This window comes from Pseudomonas sihuiensis, assembly GCF_900106015.1.
GTDB lineage: Bacteria > Pseudomonadota > Gammaproteobacteria > Pseudomonadales > Pseudomonadaceae > Aquipseudomonas > Aquipseudomonas sihuiensis.
The window spans coordinates 164,383-187,466 of sequence record NZ_LT629797.1 but is presented as its reverse complement, the minus strand read 5'-3'; the positions used below and the strand labels follow the sequence as shown (position 1 = coordinate 187,466).

At 63.8% G+C, this 23,084-nt stretch carries 23 protein-coding genes; 12 read left to right on the top strand and 11 right to left on the bottom strand.

Features of this window, described 5'->3' with window-relative positions; translation table 11 throughout:
• Positions 1-83: 83 nt before the first annotated feature.
• Positions 84-1,535: a sodium:solute symporter family protein gene (locus BLT86_RS00980; protein ID WP_092374237.1), complete on the top strand. Its 1,452-nt coding sequence runs from the start codon at positions 84-86 to the stop codon at positions 1,533-1,535.
• 111 nt (positions 1,536-1,646) lie between these two features.
• Positions 1,647-2,345, top strand: coding sequence for an endonuclease (locus tag BLT86_RS00975; protein ID WP_092374234.1), 699 nt, complete (start codon positions 1,647-1,649; stop codon positions 2,343-2,345).
• A 187-nt stretch (positions 2,346-2,532) separates the two neighbouring features.
• Here BLT86_RS00975 and BLT86_RS00970 read toward each other — a convergent pair whose 3' ends face one another.
• Positions 2,533-2,730, bottom strand: coding sequence for a hypothetical protein (locus tag BLT86_RS00970; RefSeq protein WP_021488394.1), 198 nt, complete (start codon positions 2,728-2,730; stop codon positions 2,533-2,535).
• Between the two features lie 73 nt (positions 2,731-2,803).
• Between BLT86_RS00970 and BLT86_RS00965 the strand changes: the two genes are divergently transcribed.
• On the top strand, positions 2,804-4,324 hold the full coding sequence (locus BLT86_RS00965; RefSeq protein ID WP_074913160.1) for a sigma-54-dependent transcriptional regulator: 1,521 nt from the start codon (positions 2,804-2,806) through the stop codon (positions 4,322-4,324).
• Positions 4,325-4,516: 192 nt separating this feature from the next.
• Here the strand turns inward: BLT86_RS00965 and sodC are convergent, their stop codons facing one another.
• Positions 4,517-5,068 carry a superoxide dismutase family protein gene (gene sodC / locus BLT86_RS00960; RefSeq protein WP_004423621.1) on the bottom strand — a complete coding sequence of 184 codons (552 nt, stop codon included), beginning with the start codon at positions 5,066-5,068 and terminating at the stop codon, positions 4,517-4,519.
• Between the two features lie 331 nt (positions 5,069-5,399).
• On the opposite strand from sodC, the gene gcvH reads away from it, so the two are divergent.
• The 4 genes from gcvH (at position 5,400) to gcvT (ending at position 11,242) form a co-directional block, all read left to right on the top strand.
• A complete protein-coding gene (gene gcvH / locus BLT86_RS00955; protein ID WP_017361715.1) occupies positions 5,400-5,783 on the top strand; it encodes a glycine cleavage system protein GcvH in 384 nt (127 codons plus the stop codon).
• A gap of 9 nt (positions 5,784-5,792) precedes the next feature.
• On the top strand, positions 5,793-8,645 hold the full coding sequence (gene gcvP / locus BLT86_RS00950) for an aminomethyl-transferring glycine dehydrogenase (protein ID WP_092374231.1): 2,853 nt from the start codon (positions 5,793-5,795) through the stop codon (positions 8,643-8,645).
• Positions 8,646-8,793: 148 nt separating this feature from the next.
• Complete coding sequence (glyA, locus tag BLT86_RS00945) at positions 8,794-10,047, top strand: serine hydroxymethyltransferase (RefSeq protein ID WP_021488392.1); 1,254 nt, start codon at positions 8,794-8,796, stop codon at positions 10,045-10,047.
• 70 nt (positions 10,048-10,117) lie between these two features.
• Positions 10,118-11,242, top strand: a complete 1,125-nt coding sequence (gcvT, locus tag BLT86_RS00940; RefSeq protein WP_092374228.1) for a glycine cleavage system aminomethyltransferase GcvT — start codon at positions 10,118-10,120, stop codon at positions 11,240-11,242.
• Between the two features lie 227 nt (positions 11,243-11,469).
• Here gcvT and BLT86_RS00935 read toward each other — a convergent pair whose 3' ends face one another.
• On the bottom strand, positions 11,470-12,048 hold the full coding sequence (locus BLT86_RS00935; protein ID WP_092380290.1) for an NADPH-dependent FMN reductase: 579 nt from the start codon (positions 12,046-12,048) through the stop codon (positions 11,470-11,472).
• A gap of 78 nt (positions 12,049-12,126) precedes the next feature.
• Here BLT86_RS00935 and soxR point away from each other — a divergent pair, with 78 nt between their 5' ends.
• Positions 12,127-12,585 (top strand): redox-sensitive transcriptional activator SoxR, encoded by a 459-nt coding sequence (gene soxR, locus BLT86_RS00930; protein WP_092374225.1) that lies wholly within the window; start codon positions 12,127-12,129, stop codon positions 12,583-12,585.
• Here the strand turns inward: soxR and BLT86_RS00925 are convergent.
• Positions 12,582-12,935 carry a 5-carboxymethyl-2-hydroxymuconate Delta-isomerase gene (locus tag BLT86_RS00925; protein WP_092374222.1) on the bottom strand — a complete coding sequence of 118 codons (354 nt, stop codon included), beginning with the start codon at positions 12,933-12,935 and terminating at the stop codon, positions 12,582-12,584. The genes soxR and BLT86_RS00925 overlap by 4 nt on opposite strands.
• Positions 12,936-13,418: 483 nt before the next feature.
• Between BLT86_RS00925 and BLT86_RS00920 the strand changes: the two genes are divergently transcribed.
• Positions 13,419-14,678: an OprD family porin gene (locus tag BLT86_RS00920; RefSeq protein WP_092374219.1), complete on the top strand. Its 1,260-nt coding sequence runs from the start codon at positions 13,419-13,421 to the stop codon at positions 14,676-14,678.
• Positions 14,679-14,848: 170 nt separating this feature from the next.
• Here the strand turns inward: BLT86_RS00920 and BLT86_RS00915 are convergent, their stop codons facing one another.
• Complete coding sequence (locus tag BLT86_RS00915; RefSeq protein WP_092374216.1) at positions 14,849-15,976, bottom strand: M14 family metallopeptidase; 1,128 nt, start codon at positions 15,974-15,976, stop codon at positions 14,849-14,851.
• Between the two features lie 154 nt (positions 15,977-16,130).
• On the opposite strand from BLT86_RS00915, the gene BLT86_RS00910 reads away from it, so the two are divergent.
• Positions 16,131-16,667, top strand: a complete 537-nt coding sequence (locus BLT86_RS00910) for a tetratricopeptide repeat protein (RefSeq protein WP_059390714.1) — start codon at positions 16,131-16,133, stop codon at positions 16,665-16,667.
• A 7-nt stretch (positions 16,668-16,674) separates the two neighbouring features.
• Here the strand turns inward: BLT86_RS00910 and BLT86_RS00905 are convergent, their stop codons facing one another.
• Together BLT86_RS00905 and BLT86_RS00900 are read right to left on the bottom strand one after the other, a co-directional pair.
• Positions 16,675-17,058 carry a VOC family protein gene (locus tag BLT86_RS00905; protein WP_064494457.1) on the bottom strand — a complete coding sequence of 128 codons (384 nt, stop codon included), beginning with the start codon at positions 17,056-17,058 and terminating at the stop codon, positions 16,675-16,677.
• Positions 17,059-17,078: 20 nt separating this feature from the next.
• Complete coding sequence (locus tag BLT86_RS00900; RefSeq protein WP_092374213.1) at positions 17,079-17,789, bottom strand: glutathione S-transferase family protein; 711 nt, start codon at positions 17,787-17,789, stop codon at positions 17,079-17,081.
• Between the two features lie 191 nt (positions 17,790-17,980).
• Between BLT86_RS00900 and BLT86_RS00895 the strand changes: the two genes are divergently transcribed.
• Complete coding sequence (locus tag BLT86_RS00895) at positions 17,981-18,931, top strand: helix-turn-helix transcriptional regulator (RefSeq protein ID WP_021488384.1); 951 nt, start codon at positions 17,981-17,983, stop codon at positions 18,929-18,931.
• Positions 18,932-19,164: 233 nt separating this feature from the next.
• Here the strand turns inward: BLT86_RS00895 and BLT86_RS00890 are convergent, their stop codons facing one another.
• The 4 genes from BLT86_RS00890 to BLT86_RS00875 form a co-directional block, all read right to left on the bottom strand.
• The gene (locus BLT86_RS00890; RefSeq protein ID WP_021488383.1) at positions 19,165-19,587 is read right to left on the bottom strand and encodes a YybH family protein; all 423 of its coding nucleotides are present in this window, start codon (positions 19,585-19,587) and stop codon (positions 19,165-19,167) included.
• Positions 19,588-19,608: 21 nt separating this feature from the next.
• Positions 19,609-20,391, bottom strand: a complete 783-nt coding sequence (locus BLT86_RS00885; RefSeq protein WP_021488382.1) for a DUF899 domain-containing protein — start codon at positions 20,389-20,391, stop codon at positions 19,609-19,611.
• 33 nt (positions 20,392-20,424) lie between these two features.
• A complete protein-coding gene (locus tag BLT86_RS00880) occupies positions 20,425-20,799 on the bottom strand; it encodes a YciI family protein (RefSeq protein WP_012017940.1) in 375 nt (124 codons plus the stop codon).
• Positions 20,800-20,986: 187 nt separating this feature from the next.
• On the bottom strand, positions 20,987-21,703 hold the full coding sequence (locus tag BLT86_RS00875; RefSeq protein ID WP_017677902.1) for a UTRA domain-containing protein: 717 nt from the start codon (positions 21,701-21,703) through the stop codon (positions 20,987-20,989).
• Positions 21,704-22,019: 316 nt separating this feature from the next.
• Here BLT86_RS00875 and BLT86_RS00870 point away from each other — a divergent pair, with 316 nt between their 5' ends.
• The gene (locus BLT86_RS00870) at positions 22,020-23,078 is read left to right on the top strand and encodes an ABC transporter substrate-binding protein (RefSeq protein WP_017677903.1); all 1,059 of its coding nucleotides are present in this window, start codon (positions 22,020-22,022) and stop codon (positions 23,076-23,078) included.
• Positions 23,079-23,084 lie beyond the last annotated feature (6 nt).

The window sequence follows — 23,084 nt, the reverse complement described above, 5'->3', positions numbered from 1 at the left end:
TGAAAACAATAATGCTGTCTGTCCAGGCGGCCTAGCGGGCACTGCCCACGCCGGACGACGGGCGAGCCACTGGTATTCATCCAATGCTGATCTGGTTTGTTGCGATCTACCTGCTGTTCACCGTCGGTGTCGGCGTCTATGCATCCACTCGCGTCAAAAACTCCAAGGATTTCGCCGCCGGCGGCAGGAGCATGTCCTTCCCCCTGGTTGCAGCCATGGTGTTCGCCACCTGGTTCGGCTCAGAAGCGGTGCTGGGTATCCCGGCCACCTTCATCGAGGAAGGCTTCGCCGGCATCATCGAGGACCCGTTCGGCTCCTTCGGTTGTCTGATGTTGGTGGGCCTGATTTTCGCCCGCCCGCTGTACCGCATGAACCTGCTGACCATCGGTGACTTCTTCCGCAAGCGCTACGGCCCGCAGGTGGAGATACTCACCAGCCTTGTAATCATCGGCTCCTACCTGGGCTGGGTGGCCGCGCAGCTGACAGCGCTGGGCGTGGTGTTCAACGTGCTCTCGGATGGCTCGATCACCACCACCCAGGGCATGCTGATCGGCACTGCCATCGTGCTGCTGTATACCCTGTTCGGTGGCATGTGGTCGGTAGCGCTGACCGACTTCATGCAGATGATCATCATCGTCGCTGGCCTGTGCTATCTGACCTGGCTGATTGGTGACATGGCCGGCGGCGCCGACGTGGTGATCAGCCACGCAGCGGCCGAGGGCAAGTTCACCTTCATGCATGCCTTCGAGCCACGGGATATCGTCGCCTTCATCGCGGCGGCGGTGACACTGATGCTCGGTTCCATTCCGCAGCAGGACGTGTACGCCCGCGTGATGTCGGCCAAGACCGAGAACATCGCCGCGCGCGCCTCGATGGCAGGCGCGGTGTTTTACCTGTCGTTTTGCATGCTGCCGATCTTCCTCACCTACGCGGCCTCGCTGATCGACCCGGCGATGGTGCAGAAGTGGCTGGCCGAGGACGCGCAGATGATCCTGCCGCACCTGATCATGGAGCGCACGCCGCTGTTCGCCCAGGTGATGTTCTTCGGTGCGCTGCTGTCGGCGATCATGTCCACTGCCTCTGGCACCCTGCTGGCACCGTCGGTGACCTTCACCGAGAACATCCTGAAGAACTTCGTGCCAGTGATGAGTGACCGCCAGTTCCTCCTGGCCATGCGCGTGAGCGTGGTGGCGATGACAATCGCCACGTCGATCTTCGCCCTGAACTCGACGGCGAGCATCTACGAGATGGTCGGCAACGCCTACAAGGTGACCCTGGTAGCCGCCGTGGTGCCTCTGTTCGCCGGCCTGTTCTGGAAACGTGCGACCACACAAGGTGCGCTGCTGGCCATCATCCTTGGCCTGTCGAGTTGGGTTGCCCTGGAGCTGACCTACCAGGAAAGCGACTTCTGGCCGCCGCAACTGGCTGGCCTGCTGATCAGCCTGGCGGGTATGCTGATCGGCTCATTGCTGCCACAGTTCAGCCGTCACCGTGGCGAAAGCGTGCAAGCCATCACCGCCTCGGCCAACGCCTGAGCAAAGGCGCTCTTCTCTTTCGAGAAGGGCGCTTTGCCATCATATAACCCTTTGAAAAACCTTAATTTTCCTGCTTCACAAGCGTGGTGGTGGCAGCTACTCTGCCGCCCCATGATTCGACGTCTACTGTCCCTGCTCTGCTGTTTAACAGCCCTCTCCCTGCACGCCGCACCCGCCACTTTCGCCGAGGCCAAACGCCTGGCCTGGCCGCTGTATGAGCAGCAATCCACCGAGTTCTATTGCGGCTGCAAGTACAGCGGCAATCGGGTCGATCTGCGCTCCTGTGGTTACACGCCACGCAAAAACGCCAATCGCGCCCAGCGCATCGAGTGGGAACATATTGTCCCGGCCTGGGTGATCGGCCATCAGCGCCAGTGCTGGCAGAAAGGCGGTCGCAAGAACTGCGCAGCCAACGATATGCAGTTCCGCAAAGCCGAGGCCGACCTGCACAACCTGGTGCCGAGCATCGGCGAGGTGAATGGTGATCGCAGCAACTACAGCTTCGCCTGGCTGCCGCAGAAGCCGCATCAATATGGCCGTTGCGAGACGGTGGTGGACTTCAAGGCGCGCAAGGTGATGCCGCGCCCGGCCATCCGCGGGATGATCGCGCGCACCTATTTCTACATGTCCGACCGCTACAAGCTGCGCCTGTCGAAACAGGACCGGCAGCTCTACGAAGCCTGGAGCAAGGCCTACCCGCCCAAGGTCTGGGAGCAGCAGCGCAACCAGCAGGTGGCCTGTGTGATGGGCTGGGGCAACCCCTATGTGGGCAAGGTGGATATGAGCCGCTGTGCGCGTAAGCGGGCGTAGGACGGCTTCACGTAGGGTGTCGCGGGGCCGCCTAGGCCGTGCGCACCAACGGCAGTAAGGCTGGTGCGCGCAGCGCACCCTAAGGGTCGCGGCTAAAGCCCCTCCCACAGATGCGGGAGACTTGTGGGAGGGGCTTTAGCCGCGACAGCTTTGGCATGTTTCAAACAGTCCCCGGATTGAATCCGGCCTACGAAAAGCGCTGCAACTCGCGCCGCACCATGTTGGCGAATTCCGGCGGGCTGAGCTGGTACAGCTCCTGCGCCACCCAGGGCAGCCAGCGCCCCTGCAGCTCGGCCTTGCGCGCCAACAGGCGCTGGGCCTCGGCTTCGGCGCGGGCCTGGTGCTCGCGGTGGTAGTCGGCGCGGCTCGGTTTTTCTGTGCTCACGGTGTTGCCCTTTTCCTCATATCGAGCAGAGCAGGCATAATCGCCGCCTGTTCGCCCATTTCGACCGTCATCAATGCGCATCCACGTCAGCTTCATCGACCGCGTCGGCATCACCCAGGAAGTCCTGGCGCTGCTTGGCGGGCGTAATCTGAACCTCGATGCGGTGGAGATGGTACCGCCAAACGTTTATATCGACGCACCGACCTTGAGCGCCGCCGTACTCGAGGAGCTGCGCGGCGCGTTGCTGCAGGTGCACGGTGTGCAGAGCGTCGAGGTGGTGGACATTCTGCCCGGCCAGCGCCGCCGCCTGCAGCTCGATGCGCTGCTCGCGGCCATGCCCGACCCGGTGCTGGCGGTGGACGACCGCGCCACCGTGCTGCTGGCCAACCCGGCGCTGGTGGACATGTGCAACCGCCCGCCCGAAGGGCTGAGCATCGCCGCGCTGTTCGCCGATGACGCGTTGCAGCAATCGCTACTCGCCGCCGGTTTTCATCAGCCACTGCGCGAGGTGCATTTCGCCGGTCAGCCGCTGCTGCTCGATGCCCAACCGATCACCGAAGACGGTCGCCTGACCGGTGGCCTGCTCACCCTCTACGCCCCGAGTCGCATGGGCCAGCGCCTGGCCGCGCTGCATCACGACCATGCCGAAGGCTTCGACTCGCTGCTCGGCGAATCGGCACCGATTCGCGCGCTCAAGGCCCGCGCCCTGCGCGTGGCATCGCTCGATGCACCGCTGCTGATCCACGGCGAAACCGGCACCGGTAAGGAGCTGGTGGCACGCGCCTGCCACACCGTCAGCGTGCGTCGCACTGCACCATTCCTGGCATTGAACTGCGCCGCCCTGCCTGAGAACCTGGCCGAGAGCGAGCTGTTCGGCTACGCCCCCGGCGCCTTCACCGGCGCCCAGCGCGGCGGTAAGCCGGGGCTGCTGGAGCTGGCCAACCAGGGCACGGTGTTTCTAGACGAAATTGGCGAGATGTCGCCCTATCTGCAAGCCAAGCTGCTGCGTTTCTTGAGCGATGGCAGCTTCCGCCGCGTCGGTGGCGACCGCGAAGTGAAGGTGGACGTGCGCATCCTCAGCGCCACTCACCGCGACCTGGAAAAGATGGTCGCCGAAGGCAGCTTCCGCGAAGACCTGTTCTACCGCCTCAACGTACTCAACCTGGAAGTGCCGCCGCTGCGCGAGCGCGGCCAGGACATCCTGTTGCTTGCCCAGCATTTCATGGCCCAGGCCTGCGCGCAGATCCAGCGCCTCCCCTGCCGCCTGGCGCCGGCAACCTTCCCTGCGCTGCTGGCCGGGCGCTGGCCGGGCAACGTGCGTCAATTGCAGAACGTGATCTTCCGCGCCGCCGCGATCTGCGACAGCAACTGGGTAGAGATGGACGACCTGGATATCGCCGGCACCGAAGTGGCGCCGAAGGTGGAAGGGGAAGTCGCCAGCCTGGAACAGGCCATGGACGAGTACGAGAAGGCGCTGCTGGAAAAGCTCTACGACAGCCACCCTTCCAGCCGCCAGTTGGCCGCGCGCCTGGGCACATCGCATACCGCCATCGCCAAACGCCTGCGCAAGTACGGGATACCGGGCAAGCACTGACGCACTCGCTCCGTAGGGTGGGTTAGGTGCCTGTTTTGAGCCTTGATAACACCGCAGATTCCGATGCGCCGTAACCCACCATCGGCGCAATGCGGAAGATCGCCCGGTGGGTTACGCGGCGCACCACGACCGCAGTGTCTGAGAGCTCACCTATTGGCGCCGCTAACCCACCCTACGGTTCTCGGCGTTGAGTCAGATCGGCGTGGTGCTGGTCGGTACCTTGATCACCCCGCAGGCCACACGCGCCCCGCCACCGCCCAGCGGCTGCGGATGATCGGCGTGATTGTCGCCGCCGGCGTGAATCATCAGCGAGCGGTTATGCAGGTCTTCCAGACGCTTGAGTCGCGGTGCCAGCACCGGCTGGCTGGCACTGCCATCCTCGGTGACGAGCAACGCCGGCAGGTCGCCGAGATGGGCGTCGTCTTCCCAGGGGAAACCGTGACGGCCGGCGTTCTGCGGGTCCCAATGGCCGCCTGCTGCGCCGGCCGGTGTCAGCTTGCCGTCCACTTCGGCTGCATTGCAGTTGGCCTCGGTGTGTACGTGAAAGCCATGCGCGCCCGGCTCCAGGCCCTGAAGATCGGGAGTAAACACCAGCCCATAGGGCGACTGGCTGATGGTCACGGTGCCGACAGGCGCGCCTGTGCCGTTTTCGGTGGCCTGTTCGAGGGTCACGGTGACCGTCTCGCTAGCCTGCAGGCTGGTGGCGCCGAGCAGTGCGAATGCCAGGGGGATCAGGGGTCTCATGGTCGGTCTATCTCCTTGTTTATAAGCCTCCCAGTTACCGACCCCAATGCCCTTGAGCGGTTCCAGCCAGATGACGTATCGATATCATTACACCGTAACGATTAAGCAACAATCGGGCGAAAGCCGCGCCGTGTCTGGTGCGACTTCGACTTTTCCATTTGCGACGCCAGGATTCGTAGCGATATCGTTCCAGAGGACTGTATACAACCACCATAAATATAGTTAAGTAACTGATTTTATTGACTATTTATACATTGGCACCGGCATTGCAAATGCTCCCGTAACCTGCCCGCCACCTAGAAGCGGACACCATTACCCCTGAGGATTTGACATGAGCGAGTTGCGTTTCACCGCCGATCACGAATGGCTGCGTCTGGACAACGATGGTCTGGTTACCGTCGGCATCACCCATTACGCCCAGGACGCGCTCGGCGACGTGGTGTATGTGCAACTGCCGGAAGCCAAGTCCTACGCCCAGGGCGAGGAAGTGGCCGTACTGGAGTCGGTGAAGGCCGCCAGCAACATCGTAATGCCGCTGGACGGCGAGATCGTAGAAATCAACGCCGACCTGGAAGGCAGCCCGGAACTGGTCAACGAGTCGCCGCTGGACAAGGCCTGGTTCTTCCGTATGCGCCTGGCCGACAACGCCGTGCTGGCCGACCTGCTGGACAAGGCCGGCTATGATCGTCTGTTGAACGCCAACGCCGACGCCTGAGTGACCGCCATGACCAAGCTCGATACCCAGAACGAATTCATCGCCCGCCACATCGGCCCTCGCGATGCCGACACCGCCGCCATGCTCGAACTGCTCGGCTACGATTCGGTCGATGCGCTGACCGGTGCCGTGATCCCCGAGAGCATCAAGGGCACCAGCATCCTCGGCGAGCAACCGGGCCTGTCGGAAGCCGACGCCCTGGCCAAGATCAAGGCCATCGCCGCCAAGAACCTGCAGTTCAAGAACTTCATCGGCCAGGGTTACTACGGCACCCACACGCCGAGCCCGATCCTGCGCAACCTGCTGGAAAACCCGGCCTGGTACACCGCCTACACCCCGTACCAGCCGGAGATTTCCCAGGGCCGCCTGGAGTCGCTGCTGAACTTCCAGACCCTGGTCAGCGACCTCACCGGCATGCAGATCGCCAACGCATCGCTGCTGGATGAAGCCACCGCTGCTGCCGAAGCCATGACCTTCTGCAAGCGTCTGTCGAAGAACAAGGCTGCCAACACCTTCTTCGTGTCCCAGCACTGCCACCCGCAGACCCTCGACGTACTGCGCACCCGTGCCGAGCCGCTGGGCATCGACATCGAAGTCGGCGACGAAGCCGCCATCACCGACGCCAGCGCCTACTTCGGTGCGCTGCTGCAATACCCGGCGAGCAACGGTGACATCTTCGATTACCGCGCTCTGGTCGAGCGTTTCCATGCCGCCAACGCCCTGGTTGCCGTTGCTGCCGACCTGCTGGCCCTGACCCTGCTCACCCCGCCGGGCGAGTTCGGCGCCGACGTCGCCCTGGGCAGCGCCCAGCGCTTCGGTGTGCCGCTGGGCTTCGGTGGCCCGCACGCTGCCTATTTCGCCACCCGCGACGCGTTCAAGCGCGACATGCCAGGCCGCCTGGTCGGCATGTCGGTAGACCGTTTCGGCAAGCCGGCCCTGCGCCTGGCCATGCAGACCCGAGAGCAGCACATCCGCCGCGAGAAGGCCACCAGTAACATCTGTACCGCCCAGGTGCTGCTGGCCAACATCGCCAGCATGTACGCCGTGTATCACGGCCCGCAGGGCCTGATCGAGATCGCTCAGCGCGTACACAGCTTCACCGCCATCCTCGCCCTGGGCCTGACCAAGCTGGGCCACAGCGTCGAGCAGCAGCACTTCTTCGACACCCTGAGCATCAAGACCGGCGCCAAGACCGCCGAGCTGCATGCCAAGGCCCGTGCTGCCGGTATCAACCTGCGCGAGATCGACGCCGAGCGCCTGGGTCTGTCGCTGGACGAAACCACTGACCAGGCCGCCGTCGAGGCGCTGCTGAACCTGTTCGCTGCTGACCAGGCCGCCCCTGCCGTCAGCGATCTGGCCGCCCAAGTCGCCAGCCGCCTGCCGCAAGGCCTGCTGCGCCAATCGGCGATCCTGCAGCATGAAGTGTTCAACCGCTACCACAGTGAAACCGAGCTGATGCGCTACCTGCGCAAGCTGGCCGACAAGGATCTGGCTCTGGATCGCAGCATGATCCCGCTGGGCTCCTGCACCATGAAGCTCAACGCCGCCAGCGAGATGATCCCGGTGACCTGGCCGGAGTTCGGCAATCTGCACCCCTTCGCTCCGGTCGAACAGGCTGCCGGTTACACCCAGCTGACCACTGAGCTGGAAGCCATGCTCTGCGCCGCCACCGGCTACGACGCCGTGTCGCTGCAGCCTAACGCCGGTTCCCAGGGCGAGTACGCCGGCCTGCTGGCCATCCGCGCCTATCACCTGAGCCGTGGCGACGATCAGCGCGACATCTGCCTGATCCCGCAATCGGCCCACGGCACCAACCCGGCAACCGCCTCCATGGCCGGTATGCGCGTGGTGGTGACCGCCTGTGATGCACGCGGCAACGTCGACATCGCCGACCTGAAGGCCAAGGCCGAAGAGCACAAGGATCGCCTGGCTGCGATCATGATCACCTACCCGTCCACCCACGGTGTGTTCGAGGAAGGCATCCGCGAGATCTGCCAGATCATCCACGACAACGGCGGTCAGGTTTACATCGACGGCGCGAACATGAACGCCATGGTCGGCCTCTGCGCCCCAGGCCAGTTCGGCGGCGACGTCTCGCACCTGAACCTGCACAAGACCTTCTGCATCCCGCACGGCGGCGGCGGCCCGGGCGTCGGCCCGATTGGCGTCAAGTCGCACCTGGCACCGTTCCTGCCGGGCCATGCGCACATGGCACGCAAGGAAGGTGCAGTCAGCGCCGCGCCGTTCGGCAGCGCCAGCATCCTGCCGATCACCTGGATGTACATCACCATGATGGGCGGCAACGGCCTCAAGCGTGCGTCGCAGATGGCGATCCTCAACGCCAACTACATCGCCCGTCGTCTGGAAGAGCACTACCCGGTGCTGTACTCCGGTGAAGGCGGCCTGGTGGCGCACGAGTGCATCCTCGACATCCGTCCGCTCAAGGACAGCAGCGGCATCAGCGTCGACGACGTGGCCAAGCGCCTGATCGACTTCGGCTTCCACGCCCCGACCATGTCCTTCCCGGTAGCCGGCACGCTGATGATCGAGCCGACCGAGAGCGAGTCCAAGGAAGAACTGGATCGCTTCTGCGACGCCATGATCGCCATCCGCGAGGAAATTCGCGCGGTCGAGCAGGGCCGTCTGGACAAGGACGACAACCCACTGAAGAACGCCCCGCACACTGCCCTGGAGCTGGTTGGCGAATGGCACCACGCCTATAGCCGCGAGCAGGCCGTGTACCCGCTGGCGACCCTGATCGAGGCCAAGTACTGGCCGCCGGTCGGCCGCGTGGACAACGTCTACGGCGACCGCAACCTGGTCTGCGCCTGCCCGTCCATCGAGGCGTATCAGGACGCGTAAGCGCCAACCCGTAGCCCGGATGCAATCCGGGAGCTTTCAACAGCTTCCCCGGATTGCATCCGGGCTACATCCACCCCGATTCCTTTCGGCTCCCCTTACCGGGGCGGGCTGACTTCATCCCGAGAAAAACGATAAAGAGGGCCTCACCATGTTCAGCAAGCACGACCAACTGCAAGGCTATGACGACGCCCTGCTCGCGGCGATCCAGGCCGAAGAACAGCGCCAGGAAGACCATATCGAGCTGATCGCCTCGGAGAACTACTGCAGCCAGCGCGTCATGCAGGCGCAAGGTAGCGGCCTGACCAACAAGTACGCCGAAGGCTATCCGGGCAAGCGCTACTACGGTGGTTGCGAGCATGTGGACAAGGTCGAGGCGCTGGCCATCGAGCGCGCCAAGCAGCTGTTCGGCGCCGACTACGCCAACGTCCAGCCGCACTCCGGCTCTTCGGCCAACAGCGCCGTGTACCTCGCGCTGCTCAATGCTGGCGACACCATTCTCGGCATGAGCCTGGCCCACGGCGGCCACCTGACTCACGGCGCCAAGGTGTCGTCCTCGGGCAAGCTGTACAACGCCGTGCAGTACGGCATCGACGAGAACGGCCTGATCGACTACGACGAGGTCGAGCGTCTGGCAGTCGAGCACAAGCCGAAGATGATCGTCGCCGGCTTCTCAGCCTACTCGCGCGTGCTGGACTTCCCGCGTTTCCGCGCCATCGCTGACAAAATCGGCGCACTGCTGTTCGTCGATATGGCTCACGTTGCGGGCCTGGTCGCCGCCGGTCTGTACCCCAACCCGGTACCGTTCGCCGACGTGGTCACCACTACCACGCACAAGACCCTGCGTGGCCCACGTGGCGGCCTGATCCTGGCGCGCAAGAACGAGGAGATCGAGAAGAAGCTCAACTCCGCCGTCTTCCCCGGTGCCCAGGGCGGCCCGCTGATGCACGTGATTGCGGCCAAGGCGGTGTGCTTCAAGGAAGCACTGGAGCCGGGCTTCAAGACCTACCAGCAGCAAGTGATCGACAACGCCCGCGCCATGGCGGCGGTGTTCGTCGAGCGCGGCTATGACGTGGTCTCCGGTGGTACCGACAACCACCTGATGCTGATCAGCCTGGTCAAGCAGGGCCTGACTGGCAAAGCGGCCGACACGGCGCTGGGCGATGCCCACATCACCGTGAACAAGAACGCCGTGCCGAACGACCCACAGTCGCCGTTCGTCACCTCCGGCATCCGTATCGGTACCCCGGCGGTGACCACTCGCGGTTTCAAGGAAGGCGAATGCCGCACCCTCGCCGGCTGGATCTGCGACATCCTCGACGACCTGGAAAACCCGGCCGTGATCGAGCGCGTGCGCGGCCAGGTCGCCGACCTGTGCGCCACCTACCCGGTCTACGCTGACTGATACCCGACTGACCACGGGCCGCACGGCGGCCCCAACCCGGTGCGCGCGACGCACCCAACAGGAAATCGACATGACCACTGAAACTCTCGCCAAGACTCCGCTGCACGCCCTGCACCTCGAACTCGGCGCGCGCATGGTGCCTTTCGCCGGCTATGACATGCCCGTGCAGTACCCGCTGGGCGTGATGAAGGAGCACCTGCACACCCGCGACGCCGCCGGCCTGTTCGACGTCTCGCACATGGGCCAGATCCTGTTGCGTGGCGAGAACGCCGCGCGCGCTCTGGAAACCCTGGTGCCGGTGGACATCATCGACCTGCCGGTGGGCATGCAGCGCTACGCCATGTTCACCGATGCCCAGGGCGGCATCCTCGACGACCTGATGGTCGCCAACCTGGGTGACGACACGCTGTACGTGGTGGTCAACGCCGCCTGCAAGGACCAGGACCTGGCGCATCTGAAGAAGCACATCGGCGAGCAGTGCCAGATCGAGTGCCTGTTCGAAGAGCGCGCCCTGCTCGCCCTGCAAGGCCCGAAAGCGGTCGACGTACTGGCCCGCCTGGCGCCTGAAGTGAGCAAGATGACCTTCATGCAGGTTGCCCGCGTGCGCCTGCTGGGCAGCGAGTGCATCGTCAGCCGCAGTGGCTACACCGGCGAAGACGGCTTCGAGATTTCCGTCGCCGTCGACCAGGCCGAAGCCCTGGCGCGCAGCCTGCTGGCCGAAGTGGAAGTCGAGGCCATCGGTCTGGGTGCGCGCGACTCGCTGCGCCTGGAAGCCGGCCTGTGCCTGTACGGCCACGACATGAGCAGCGCCACCACGCCGATCGAAGCCAGCCTGTTGTGGGCCATCTCCAAGGTGCGTCGTGCCGATGGCGAGCGCGCCGGCAACTTCCCGGGCGCCGAGCGCGTATTCGAGCAGCAGCAGAAAGGCGTGGCGCGCAAGCGCGTCGGCCTGCTGCCGCAGGAGCGCGTACCGGTGCGTGAAGGCGCGGAAATCGTCGATGCCGACGGCACCGTGATCGGCCAGGTATGCAGCGGCGGCTTCGGCCCGACCCTCGGCGCGCCGGTGGCCATGGGTTACGTCAACGCCAGCCAAACCGCCATCGACAGCGACGTCTGGGCCGTGGTGCGCGGCAAGCGCGTGGCGATGAAAGTCGCCAAGACCCCGTTCGTGCCGCAGCGCTACTACCGCGGCTGATCAGCAACGTAGCCCTGCTCTGTAGGAGCCGCGCCTCGCGGCGAATGCGCCGAAAGACGCAAAAGCTTCGCCTCGGGGCGAGGCTCCTACACTGTTCGTAGGGCGGGTGAAACCCGCCACATAGCCCTGGCGGGTTTCACCCGCCCTACAGATGACTACTCCTTAGCCCGGATGTAATCCGCGGATGCCCTGAAAAGCTCCCGGATTGCATCCGGGCTATGTCGTTTCTAACCCCTGATCCGCTCGTAAGGCACCCGTTCGCGCCCGGCGCGCAGCGTCTGTGCCCACCAGTTCAACTGCACCAGCGTATGCGCCAACGCCGAGTTGGCGTGCCGTGGTTCGCTCAACTGGCCCTGCTCATCGAACTGTTCCCAGGCATTGGTGAAGCACACAGAGCTACGCACCGTCATCGCATGCAACTCCGCCAGCACCTGACGCAGTTGCTCCACCGCGCGCAGCCCGCCGGACACCCCACCATAGCTGACGAACCCCACCGGCCGTGCGTCCCAGGATGCCGGCACCTCGTCGATGAACTGCTTGAGCGCCGCCGGATAGCCGTGGTTGTACTCCGGGGTGACGATCAGAAATGCGTCGGCGCGCAGCAACTGCTGCAGCGATTGATGCCGGCGCTCGGCGAGCTCCTGCGCCTCGCCGGGCTGGCGAAAAATCACGGCCGGATCGACCAGGCTCAGCTCGAATTCGCTGCGCTGCTCGATCTGCTCACGCGCCCAGGCCACCACCTGGTCGCAGAAGCGCTCTTCTCGCACGCTGCCGTAAATCAGTACCAATCGGATGCGGTCCTGCATGGAAATACCCTCGGTGTTGTCGATCAAGGCCTGCGAGGGTAAAACCTCAACTTAACTTTAGGTCAACAGGAATTTTCCATGGACACGCACCGCTCCTTCCACGAACGCCCGCTGAGTGTCGGCCAGGTAGCCGAGCGCAGTGGCGTGGCGGTTTCCACGCTGCATTTCTACGAGACCAAGGGGCTGATCCACAGCCAGCGCAATGCCGGCAATCAGCGGCGTTATCGGCGTGATGTGCTGCGCCGCGTGGCGATCATCAAGGTGGCACAGCGCCTGGGTATTCCTCTGGCCGATATCGGTGTGGCACTGAGCACACTGCCCTGCGATCACATGCCGACGGCAGCGGACTGGCAACAACTGTCGGCGCAATGGCAGCGCGATCTGGATGCGCGCATCGAGCAGCTGACGCGGCTACGCGACCAGCTCACCGGCTGCATCGGTTGCGGTTGCCTGTCGATGCAGGACTGCCCACTGCGCAACCCCAGGGACGAACTCGGCGAACAGGGCGCCGGGGCGCGTTTGCTGGAGATGGATTAATCGTCCAGGCAGTTGCGTCTGTTGCTGAACACCTCGCGGCGGATGTCGCGCACGTCCAGAGAGATCGCCGGCACCTGCGGCAGACGCTCGACCAGTGCACGCACGACACCGCGCGACAGCGCCCGCTTGTCGTCATCGCTGCGCCCGGCCAGCACGTAGAAGATCAGGTGCACGAACACCCCCGGCTCGCCACCCACGCAGTGGTGCTCGTACAGGCTCAGGCGCACCTTGACCTCGCCGGGCTGGAACAGTCCCGTGTCAGCCGCCTGGTCATGCACCAGTTGCACCAACTCCTGCGGCGCGATCAGCTCACTCAGCTCGCGAGCGGCTTCGATCAGGCAATGCGGCATGGGTAAACCCTTGATGTAAGTGAATTTGTCATACGTTATCACACAACAAGTTCGATACCAGCTGGTTTACCCGCTCTGCGCAGAACCGCCCCGCAAGCCCGCCACATCGCCAATAGCGCCGCTAAATGGGGAAAACCTACTCAGACTTTCGTCTAGCAATGCGTTGACAAGCGATAAAAAGGCTGTCGATAATCCGACAAGTTGTATGACGACATATGACAACGATAACAACAAGAATCAGGGCCATGACATGACTATCCTTGCCTCTCCCTCAGAGCAGCAGCCCCTCGCCTGCTCGGCATCCATCGCCGCCACACGCCATAGAACCGGATTCGCCGGAGGCTGACGTCAGCCACCAGCAATGACCGGCCGCGTTCGGCCGGGCTATCGCCCTCTACGGGGCAAACACAACATTCCCATCATGCAGGTCCTGATGCAGACCAGCAGGGGATGGTTCGTTCAAAAACTGGGAGCACAACAACAATGACCGCACGCAACATCATTCCATTGGCCCTGCTCGGCAGCACGGCTCTGGCCCTGGTTATGCCGACCACCACGCACGCTGCCGGCTTCGTCGAAGACGCCAAGGTCACCCTCGGCCTGCGCAACTATTACTTCAACCGCAACTACCTGAACGGCACCGACCCCGTGATCCGTGGCGAGCGCCAGGGCCAGGCCGAAGGCTGGACGCAGAACTTCATTCTCGATGCGCGCTCCGGTTTCACCGAAGGCACCGTCGGCTTTGGCCTGGACGTGCTCGGTCTGTACAGCATCAAGCTGGACGGCAATCGCGGCGCTGCCAACACCCAACTGATGCCGATCCACGACGACGGCCAGGCCGCCGACCAGTTCGGCCGTACTGCCGTAGCTGCCAAGGCCAAGATTTCCAAGACCGAACTGAAGGTCGGCGAGTGGTTCGCCGTGCTGCCGATCCTGCGCGCTGACGACGGTCGTTCGCTGCCGCAAACCTTTCAGGGTGCCCAGCTGACTTCCAGCGAGATCGATGGCCTGACCCTGTACGGCGGCCAGTTCTGGAAGAACAGCCAGCGTCACGATGCCAGCCGTGAAGACATGACGTTCAACGGTGTAGAAGGCGATGACTTCAACTTCGGCGGTGGTGAGTACCGTTTCAACGGCAACAACACCATGGTCGGCGTCTGGCACGCACGCCTGGAAGACGTCTATCAGCAGAGCTACGTGCAACTGACCCACAGCCAACCGGTCGGTGACTGGGTTCTGGGTGCCAACCTTGGCTACTTCAACGGCAAGGACGAAGGCGCGGCCAAGGCCGGCGACCTGGACAACAAGGTCTATCAGGGTGCGCTGTCGGCCAAGAGGGGCAACAACACCTTCCAGGTCACCTACCAGCGACTGAGCGGTGATACCAAATTCCTGCGTATCGACGGCGCCAGTGGCGGCACCCTGGTCAACGACGGTTTCCTGTCTGCTTTCGACAGCCCCGAGGAACGTTCCTGGCAGCTGCGTCATGACTACAACTTCGCCGGCCTCGGCATCCCGGGCCTGACCCTGATGAACCGCTACACCAGCGGCTCCAATATCCACACCGGCGGCCGTACCGATGCCGAAGAGTGGAGTCGTGAAACCGAACTGGCCTACACCATTCAGGAAGGCACCCTGAAGAACCTGAACATTCGCTGGCGTAACTCCGACGTCCGCCGTGACGTTGGCCAGGATCTGCACGAGAACCGTCTGATCATCAACTACCCGCTGTCGATTCTGTAATACCGGACGCATCACTGCGTCCTATTGACTCCTGTGTGTTAACGGCACTTTATGCCCGTCCTCGTGACGGGCTTTTTTTGCCTGCCAACTTTGACGCACCCTGCGCGACGTTAACCCGTAGGGTGCGCCGTGCGCACCGGCTTAGACGCCATCAGCCGGCACGCCCAGTTTCAGCGCAAGCGCCCGACCATCTGCGCCAGCACGGTCAACACATCCTGCCCCAGCCTCTGCGAGCGTGCGCCATTCCAGCCGGTGCGCGGCTGCGGGTTGTCGTCGTGGTCCTTGAACGGCATCTCGATGGTGAACGACAGGCAGTCGAAGGCCTGGCCGACGGCATTGCAGGCCAGGGTCAGGTTGGCCTGGCCGGGTTCGTCGCGCGGGTAGCCGAAACGGGTCTGGAACTCGGCGCCGATGCCCACCAGACGGCTGCGGAAGTCTTCTTCCAGCGCAGCCAGACGCGGGGTGTAGCCCGGATTGCCCTCACAGCCTGCGGTGAATACGTGAGGGATTTCCTCGTCGCCGTGAATATCGAGGAACAGGTCGACGCCGATACGCTGCATATGCTGCAACACGAACAGCACCTCGGGGCTGCGCTCGGAACTGGCCGACTGCCAGGCGCGATTGAGATCCTGCCCGGCATGGTTGGTGCGCAGATGACCGCGATAGGCACCGTCCGGGTTCATGTTCGGCACCAGATAGAACTCTGCCTCGGCCAACAGCGCGGCGATCTCGGCATCCTGCGGATTCTGCAAACGCTCGATCAGCCCCTCCATGAACCACTCGGCCATGTGCTCGCCCGGATGCTGCTGGGCGATGATCCACAGCTTGCGCGGCGCGGCAGCCTGACCGCCAATGCGCAGTAGCTGGATATCGCGACCTTCCAGGCTTCTACCGCTGGCCACCAGTTCAGCGCCGCGCTCCAGCGCGTTGGCGATCAGGCGTTCATGCCGCGCCCGCGGGTAAGGCTCGAAATAAGCGAACCAGACGCGCTCGTGCTCGGCCTGCAAGTCGAAGTGCAGTTGCCCGTCCTCATAACGGGTGGGCACGCGAAACCAGTCCTGCTGATCGTAGCTGGCCACGGCCTGGTAACCGTCCCAGGCGCGGTTGTAGGCCGACTGCCCGGCATTGGTCAGGCAGAAGCCATAACCCTGGCCAGGTTGCAGACCATCGGCCTGAAAGTGAAACCACTGGAAATGGTGGCTGTTGAGGTCCGGCCGCATGGCCAGCATTACGCGCTGCGGGTCGCTGGCGTCGACGACCTGGATGTTGCCACTGTCGAAATCCGCACTGATCTTCATGACTGCCTCGTAAGCGAAATCAGCGCTCAGGATTGCAGTTCATGACGCGAGTGTGAAGTCGCACCGCGACAGACTGATCAACGACGGCGAACTATGGTGTCCAGGGTCAGCCTAATAGCGACTTGCCCTGTTTCCCGCCTACGGAGTTTCTGCCATGCCCAGCCCGATCAACCTGCGTCACGCTACCACTGCCCTGCTCGCCCTCGCGTTGCTGGTGGGCTGCGCCGGGCGTGAACCTGACTCCAGCGCGCCGGAAAAACAGCCGCAGGTGGAACAGCCCATCACCCAGACCGAACAGGACCAACTGCGCCAGCAGGCCCAGCGTGGTGATCTGGAAAGCCAGTTCCAGCTCGGCAGCAGCTACTTCGTCGGCCAGCCGGAGAAGAACCTCAAGCAGGCCGAGTACTGGTGGAAGCAGGCCGCCGACAAGGGTCATGCCATGGCTGCAGTGAGCCTGGCCTACCTCTACACCGGCCGCGACGCCCCTGAGTTCGCCAACCAGCGCGACATGCTCAAGTACCTCAACCAGTCAGCCGCTGCGGGCAACCCGATGGCGCAACATGTACTGGGCAACCTCTACCGTCGCGGTGAAGGCGGCGTACCACGCGACCCTGACCAGGCCCAGCGCCTGTACCAGAGCGCCTGCCAGCAGCGCTACGAGCCTTCCTGCGCGGCGCTGGGCCAGCAGTGACGAAGGTTCAGACGTAACAGGCCACCTCGACGTTGTAGCCATCGGGGTCAAGCACGAAGGCGGCGTAGTAGCCATATTCTTCGCGCAGGCCGGGCCGGCCATTGTCTTCGCCACCGGCCTGCAGCGCCGCGGCATGAAAGGCCTGCACTGTCGCCTGGCTGTCGACACGCAGGCAAAAATGCGCCAGCGGCTCGCACTGACCACGCCCGGGGACGGCACTGAGCAGGTAAAGCACGGCCTGCTCCTCGGCCTGCGGACCGAAGCCGGCGGCCAACCCCGCGCCATGCTCGCCGTCGTATTTCAGCTCGTAGCCCAAAGGCGCCAGGGCCGCCTGATACCAGGCGCGACTGCGGCGAAAGTTGGCCACGGTGATACAAAGATGGTCGATCATCGAAACCTCACCATAGGTTTTCAGGCTGCGCACAACCCTTCGCGCAGTTGTTGGAAGCCCACATGGCCGAGGAAGCCGCCAGCGCCCTCAACCGTCATGCCCTGCTCGATCGCATGAGCGAAACGCGCCGCTGGATCGTTGGCGAGCCGCGCCAGGTGGCGGGCCAGATGCGGGTAGTCGTGTCGCAGATCGAACAACTGGTGGTAGTCGACCCAGCGGCCGACACCGCTCAGGTAGGCGTCCGCCAGACTGCGTCGCTGACCCAGCAGCCAGTCACGCTCGCTGAGCAACCGATCGAGATAACGACAGCCCGCCTTCACCTGTTCTGCGCCGAGGCTGCGCAACAGCTCGCGCTGCGGCTCGTCCAGCTCAGCCTTTTCATAAGCCAGCCACAGCGGGTTGAAGGCGGAGAAAAAGTCGCTCACCAGGTAGGACAGCATCTGGCTGAGTGCATCGAATTCGTCGCTGCCCTGGCGTGGTCCCAGCGGCGTCTCCACCGACCGCGCCGCCAGGTTCAGGAGAATGGCCAGGCTCTCGCTCAGGAACTCGCCGTTCTCCAGCAGCAGCGTGGGCGTCTGATAGAGCGGGTTGATCCGCTCGAAAAGCGGGTCCCAGGGTTGCTCGAGCATCTCGACCCGGCACAGGCGATAAGGTTGGCCGAGCCACTCGAGGGCTACGATCGAGCCGAACGAACAGCCTTGCGGAACGCCGTAGAACAGTATCGGTTGCATAAGGGGTGCTCCTTGTCTGCTGGTGGCCGACACGCCTTTAGCGTCGACCTACCTCCAGACTAAGAGCCAATTAGGCTATATTCCGCCCTAATAAAATCGCCTACCGCTGTTTTTGTTGAGTGCGCGCGCAGCAAGACAGTTAGCGGTTTGACCGGTGCGCACAGCGCCGCACTACGGAGCCTGCGATTCCCATGAACAGCCCCACCACCCGCGTGCTCGCCCTGTTGGAGCTGCTGCAAAGTCATGGCCAGCTCAGCGGCCGCGAACTGGCCGAGCGCCTCGAGGTGGACGGCCGCACCCTGCGCCGTTACATCCGCCACCTGGAGGACCTGGGAATTCCGGTGACCAGCGAGCGCGGCCGGCACGGTGGTTACCGCCTGGTGGCCGGTTTCAAGCTGCCGCCCTTGATGTTCACGGCTGAGGAAGCTCAGGCGGTGGCGCTGGGCCTGCTGGCGACGGCCAATCTGGGCCTGGCAGAAACCGCCGTGGCGGTGGCCAGTGCCCGCGCCAAGCTGGAGCGGGTAATGCCCAAGGGGCTGCAGCAGCGGGTGCGCGCCCTGAGCCAGAGCGCCATTCTGGATCTGCCGCGCAGCCGCGCCAATGGCGACCAGCAACTGCTAGCCGAACTCGCCGCCGCCGCCGAGGCGCGCCGTCAGGTGCGGGTGAGCTATTGCAGCGATCAGGGCCAATGCAGCGAGCGCGAGGTCGATCCCTACGGTTTGGTGTTCCGCCAGGGCTTCTGGTACATGAGCGGCTACTGCCACCTACGCCAGGCGGTGCGTTCCTTCCGTCTGGATCGGCTGCGCGAAGTACGCGCCCTGGAGAGCCACTTCGAGCGGCCGGAAGCCTTCGATGCCGCCGCCCACCTCAATACCAGCATCGCCACCCTGCCACGAGCCTACCCGGTGAGTATCCAGCTGCACACCGACCTCGCCGGTGCCATCGCCGAACTCGGGCACAACGCCGGTCTGCTGATGCCCGAAGGCAATAGCGTGCGCCTGACCACCAGCACCGACAGCCCGACCTGGTTCGCTCGCCTACTGCTACGCCTGTCCTTCGACTTCACCATCGAACAGCCGGTCGAGTTGCGTGAGGCCGTACGCCAGCAAGCGCAACGCATGCTGGAACTGGTCGCGCGCTAAGGATGGTCTGGTACGCACCAGACCATCGCGCAGTCCCCGCTCGCTAGCAGGCCGTTGAAAAACGTAGGCGAGGCAAGCCAGTGCAATACCGATGGCGGCCCCACAAAAACAGGCGAAAAACGGCCGGGGTCGCGCTCGACTTTACGTGTTGTAAATGAGTATTTCGACCGGGCTGGCGCTCCAGTCTGTTTTTAACGCAGCAATGGCAACGCAGGTAGTTTTTCAACAGCCTGCTAGGGCTGCAGATCGAACAGCGCCTTGCCGCTTTCCATGTCACTCGGCGCAGAGAAATGCTCGTGGAAGATCAGCCAGCGGCCGCCCTGGCGGCGCAGGCACTGGGTCACGCGCATCCAGCAGGTCTCCAGCTCGCCCTTTTCATTGCTGCCGCCGCAATGCAGCAGGTAATGGGTCACGCCCAGATCGCCGCTGGCGGTGAAGGTCGGCTCGTGCGGTTCGAACATCCCCGGGCCACTGCACATCTCCATACAGGCCTGCCAATGCGCCTGGTACGCCGGGCGCCCCTGAAAACGCAACGGGCCGATGGCATCGTAGGACACCACGTCCTCGACGTAGTGACTCATGATGCGCGCCACGTCCTTGCTGCGGCAGGCTTCGGTCCAGTCGTTAAGGGCATCTTGCAGTTCGTGCTGACTCATGTCGTTCTCCTTCACCGAGGTTCAGGCCTTGTGGCCGCAGCAGTCGTGGGTGGGCGCGGTCTGTTCGTACTCGTCGTGCAGGCGCGTCCAGTTGAGCCCCTTGCCGTCCAGATCGGGCATACCATCCCAACCCTCGCCGCGGCCAAAAGGCGTGAAGTCGAGGAAATGGAAACTGCTCATCAGCATTTCCAGCCCTCGGCCATAACAGGAATAGGTGTGGTAGATCCGCCCGCCGTCACGCAGGAACACGCTGACACCGGGCTGCTCGCCCTGGATGTGATAGGTCAGGCCCAGGCGCTGCAGTTCGTCCTTGTCGCGGTAGTTGTATTCGACCGGCGCGACCTGCTCGTCGGTGGTGGCGTGGTAGTCGTAGTTGAAGCGGCTGCCGTAGGAGCTGTACCAGGGCAGGGTCCAACCCATGCGCCGCTTGAAGGCCTCGAGATCGGCCAAGGGCGCGCGCGAGACCAGCACCAGATTGGTGTCGCGAGCATGCAGGTGGGACTGGTGGCCGATGTTGTCCACCAGACAGGAACAGCCGTCGCAGCCCTCGCCGCGATCCATGTGGTACATGAAGTGGTAGACGATCAGCTGGCTGCGCTCGTGGAACAGCGCCTCCAGACCGACTTCGCCCTGCGGGCCGTCGAAGCGGTAATCCTCTTCCACCAGCACCATGGGCAGGGCACGGCGGGCGCGGTTGAGCGCGTCACGTTGACGGGTCAGCGCCTTTTCCTGCTCGAGCAGCGCCTTGCGCGCTGCCAGCCATTGCTCACGCGTGGCGACTTCGGGGATATAGCGGCGATCCATAGCGGTTCTCCCGGTTGATCGAGCCTTGCCGGCTCAGTGCTGGCCGGCCTGCAGCTGCGCCGGCTGGATATCCAGCTCACGCACCGGACGCACCTCCACGCAGCCGACACGGGCAGCGGGAATGTGTCCGGCGAGCTGGATCGCCTCGTTGAGGTCGCGCGCCTCCACCAGATAGAAGCCGGCCAGTTGCTCCTTGGTTTCGGCGAAGGGGCCGTCGGTGATCGCCAGCTTGCCGCCGCGCATGCGCACGGTGGTGGCGGTCTGCACCGACTGCAGCGCCTCGGCAGCGAGCATGCGCCCGCTCTCCTGTACTGCATTGGCGTAGGCGAAGCACTCGCTGTCATGCGGGCTGTCGGGGGAGCTGTGCAGCTCCTGTTCGTTGGCGTAGACGAGGCAGAGGTATTTCATGACGCACTCCAGTTCCTTGGCGGGTGGGTACTGGATAGTCGAACGCGGCGAGCACATTTCGACATTGGCCGCAAAAACATCACAGAAGCCGACGAACGGCAGGGTGCGCCGTGCGCATCGCCTCTCCGTAGTCCTTGCGCACTGGCGATTCACAGTCTGCCGGCGACCTCAGTGCGCGCAGCGCACCCTACTCGGGGACTTCGACGCTGACGTGAATGGCGTCGTGGCGCCAGAACTCCAGGTCGCAGTCGATGATGCGCCCGTGCTGATCGCGGTTGACCCGGGTGATGCGCAGCGCCGGGCTGCCCGGTGCCACCTTGAGGCTGGCCGCGGCTTCGGCGTGCAGCGCGGTGGGTACCATGTCGAAGCGCACGCGACCGTAGTGGATGCCGTACTCGCTGGCATACAGGTCGGTCAGCGAGCGAGTCAGGTCGAACTCGAGAATGCCGGGGAAGTAGGCCGGATTCAGGTAGTGCTCGACATATAGCACCAGGCGCCCGTCGATGCGCCGCGCGCGGCACACCTGATAGACGCTCGACAGCGCCGGCAGCTCCAGCACCTGACAGATCTGCGCGGAGGCCGGCATCAAGCGCGCACTCAGGACCTCGGTAGCCGGTACCCGCCCCTGCTCGGCGACCATGGCGTGGAAGTGGGTACGTACCAGAGGGTTGTAGGCCACCCGTTGCGGCGAAACGAACCAGCCACGACGCTCCTCGCGATAGACCAGCCCCTGCGCCTCCAACTGGCCGAGCGCCTCACGCAGGGTGATGCGCGTGGTATCGAACAACTCACTGAGCTTGCGCTCGGCCGGCAACTTGCTGCCGGAGGGCAACAGGCCCCGGTCGATCTGCTCCTGCAACGCGCGGCAGATGATGGTGACGGCCCGTGGCGCTTCTTCGCGCATCAAAATTTCCCCTTTTGGACTAGTCCAGCCCCATGACAGGGCAAAAGTCACTTGCTCAGACGGGTTACAAGCCTAGGCAGTCTAGATGACTGATAGATGACAGCCATGCTGCAAGCACGCCGCATGCCACCGCCATGCTTACTCACAGCCCAGCAAATCAGCCACTTATCCATGGTCTACGCTTGTGAAGCGCACCGGCCCGCTGCACCTAGACATCTGCCAGCCGTGGCCGGACATAAAACTGTCATCGAAGGCGCTTAGATTGGCTCGGGTATTGCTGATCTAGACCAACACTCTCACTGCAAAGGAGTTTCCAATGAAACAACTGCTGCTGGCTTCACTGATGGGTTCGGCCATCGCCCTGGCGACCTCCGCCATGGCCGAAGGCACCGACTTGCAGGCACTGGAACAGGCTGCACGCGCCGAGGGCGCGGTGAATAGCGTGGGTATGCCCGACAGCTGGGCCAACTGGAAAGACACCTGGGCGGACCTGGCGCGCCTCTACGGTCTCAAGCATCAGGACACCGACATGAGCTCGGCGCAGGAAATCGCCAAGTTCGCCGCCGAAAAGGAAAACGCCACCGCCGATATCGGTGACGTCGGCGCCGCCTTCGGCCCCATCGCCGTACAGCAAGGCGTGACCCAGCCGTACAAACCGAGCACCTGGGCGCAGATTCCGGATTGGGCCAAGGACCAGGACGGTCACTGGATGCTGGCCTACACCGGCTCCATCGCCTTCATCGTCAACAAGCAACTGGTCAAGGACATTCCGCGCTCCTGGGCCGACCTCAAGACCGGCACCTACAAGGTCTCTGCCGGTGACGTGAGCACCGCTGCGCAAGCCGTGAACGGCGTACTGGCCGCTGCCATCGCCATGGGCGGCAACGAGAGCAACGTGCAACCGGCGCTGGATTTCTATGGCGAACTGGCCAAGCAGCGTCGCCTGTCGCTGGCCAACCCGACCATCCAGACCCTGGAGAAGGGCGAAGTGGAAGTCGGCATCGTCTGGGACTTCAACGGCCTGTCCTACCGCGACCAGATCGACCCCGAGCGCTTCGAGGTGCTGATCCCGTCCGACGGTTCGGTGATCTCCGGCTACAGCACCATCATCAACAAATGGGCGAAGAACCCCAACGCCGCCAAGCTGACCCGCGAATACATCTTGAGCGACGCCGGGCAGATCAACCTGGCCAAGGGCAACGCCCGCCCGATCCGCGCCGAGCACATCGAGCTGCCGGCCGAGGTGCAGGCCAAGCTGCTGCCGCAAGAGCAGTACGCCAAGGTCCAGCCGATCAAGGATGCCGCTGCCTGGGAGGCCACCTCCAAGGCCCTGCCGCGCCTGTGGCAGGAGCACGTGATCATCAATATGAATTGATGCGGC

Excerpts from the sequence above, each read along its gene's own strand:
- BLT86_RS00980 (WP_092374237.1), top strand. The coding sequence starts at position 84 with ATGCTGATCTGGTTTGTTGCGATCTACCTGCTGTTCACCGTCGGTGTC.
- BLT86_RS00975 (WP_092374234.1), top strand. The coding sequence starts at position 1,647 with ATGATTCGACGTCTACTGTCCCTGCTCTGCTGTTTAACAGCCCTCTCC.
- BLT86_RS00965 (WP_074913160.1), top strand. The coding sequence starts at position 2,804 with ATGCGCATCCACGTCAGCTTCATCGACCGCGTCGGCATCACCCAGGAA.
- sodC (WP_004423621.1), bottom strand. The coding sequence starts at position 5,068 with ATGAGACCCCTGATCCCCCTGGCATTCGCACTGCTCGGCGCCACCAGC.
- gcvH (WP_017361715.1), top strand. The coding sequence starts at position 5,400 with ATGAGCGAGTTGCGTTTCACCGCCGATCACGAATGGCTGCGTCTGGAC.
- gcvP (WP_092374231.1), top strand. The coding sequence starts at position 5,793 with ATGACCAAGCTCGATACCCAGAACGAATTCATCGCCCGCCACATCGGC.
- glyA (WP_021488392.1), top strand. The coding sequence starts at position 8,794 with ATGTTCAGCAAGCACGACCAACTGCAAGGCTATGACGACGCCCTGCTC.
- gcvT (WP_092374228.1), top strand. The coding sequence starts at position 10,118 with ATGACCACTGAAACTCTCGCCAAGACTCCGCTGCACGCCCTGCACCTC.
- BLT86_RS00935 (WP_092380290.1), bottom strand. The coding sequence starts at position 12,048 with ATGCAGGACCGCATCCGATTGGTACTGATTTACGGCAGCGTGCGAGAA.
- soxR (WP_092374225.1), top strand. The coding sequence starts at position 12,127 with ATGGACACGCACCGCTCCTTCCACGAACGCCCGCTGAGTGTCGGCCAG.
- BLT86_RS00925 (WP_092374222.1), bottom strand. The coding sequence starts at position 12,935 with ATGCCGCATTGCCTGATCGAAGCCGCTCGCGAGCTGAGTGAGCTGATC.
- BLT86_RS00920 (WP_092374219.1), top strand. The coding sequence starts at position 13,419 with ATGACCGCACGCAACATCATTCCATTGGCCCTGCTCGGCAGCACGGCT.
- BLT86_RS00915 (WP_092374216.1), bottom strand. The coding sequence starts at position 15,976 with ATGAAGATCAGTGCGGATTTCGACAGTGGCAACATCCAGGTCGTCGAC.
- BLT86_RS00910 (WP_059390714.1), top strand. The coding sequence starts at position 16,131 with ATGCCCAGCCCGATCAACCTGCGTCACGCTACCACTGCCCTGCTCGCC.
- BLT86_RS00905 (WP_064494457.1), bottom strand. The coding sequence starts at position 17,058 with ATGATCGACCATCTTTGTATCACCGTGGCCAACTTTCGCCGCAGTCGC.
- BLT86_RS00900 (WP_092374213.1), bottom strand. The coding sequence starts at position 17,789 with ATGCAACCGATACTGTTCTACGGCGTTCCGCAAGGCTGTTCGTTCGGC.
- BLT86_RS00895 (WP_021488384.1), top strand. The coding sequence starts at position 17,981 with ATGAACAGCCCCACCACCCGCGTGCTCGCCCTGTTGGAGCTGCTGCAA.
- BLT86_RS00890 (WP_021488383.1), bottom strand. The coding sequence starts at position 19,587 with ATGAGTCAGCACGAACTGCAAGATGCCCTTAACGACTGGACCGAAGCC.
- BLT86_RS00885 (WP_021488382.1), bottom strand. The coding sequence starts at position 20,391 with ATGGATCGCCGCTATATCCCCGAAGTCGCCACGCGTGAGCAATGGCTG.
- BLT86_RS00880 (WP_012017940.1), bottom strand. The coding sequence starts at position 20,799 with ATGAAATACCTCTGCCTCGTCTACGCCAACGAACAGGAGCTGCACAGC.
- BLT86_RS00875 (WP_017677902.1), bottom strand. The coding sequence starts at position 21,703 with ATGCGCGAAGAAGCGCCACGGGCCGTCACCATCATCTGCCGCGCGTTG.
- BLT86_RS00870 (WP_017677903.1), top strand. The coding sequence starts at position 22,020 with ATGAAACAACTGCTGCTGGCTTCACTGATGGGTTCGGCCATCGCCCTG.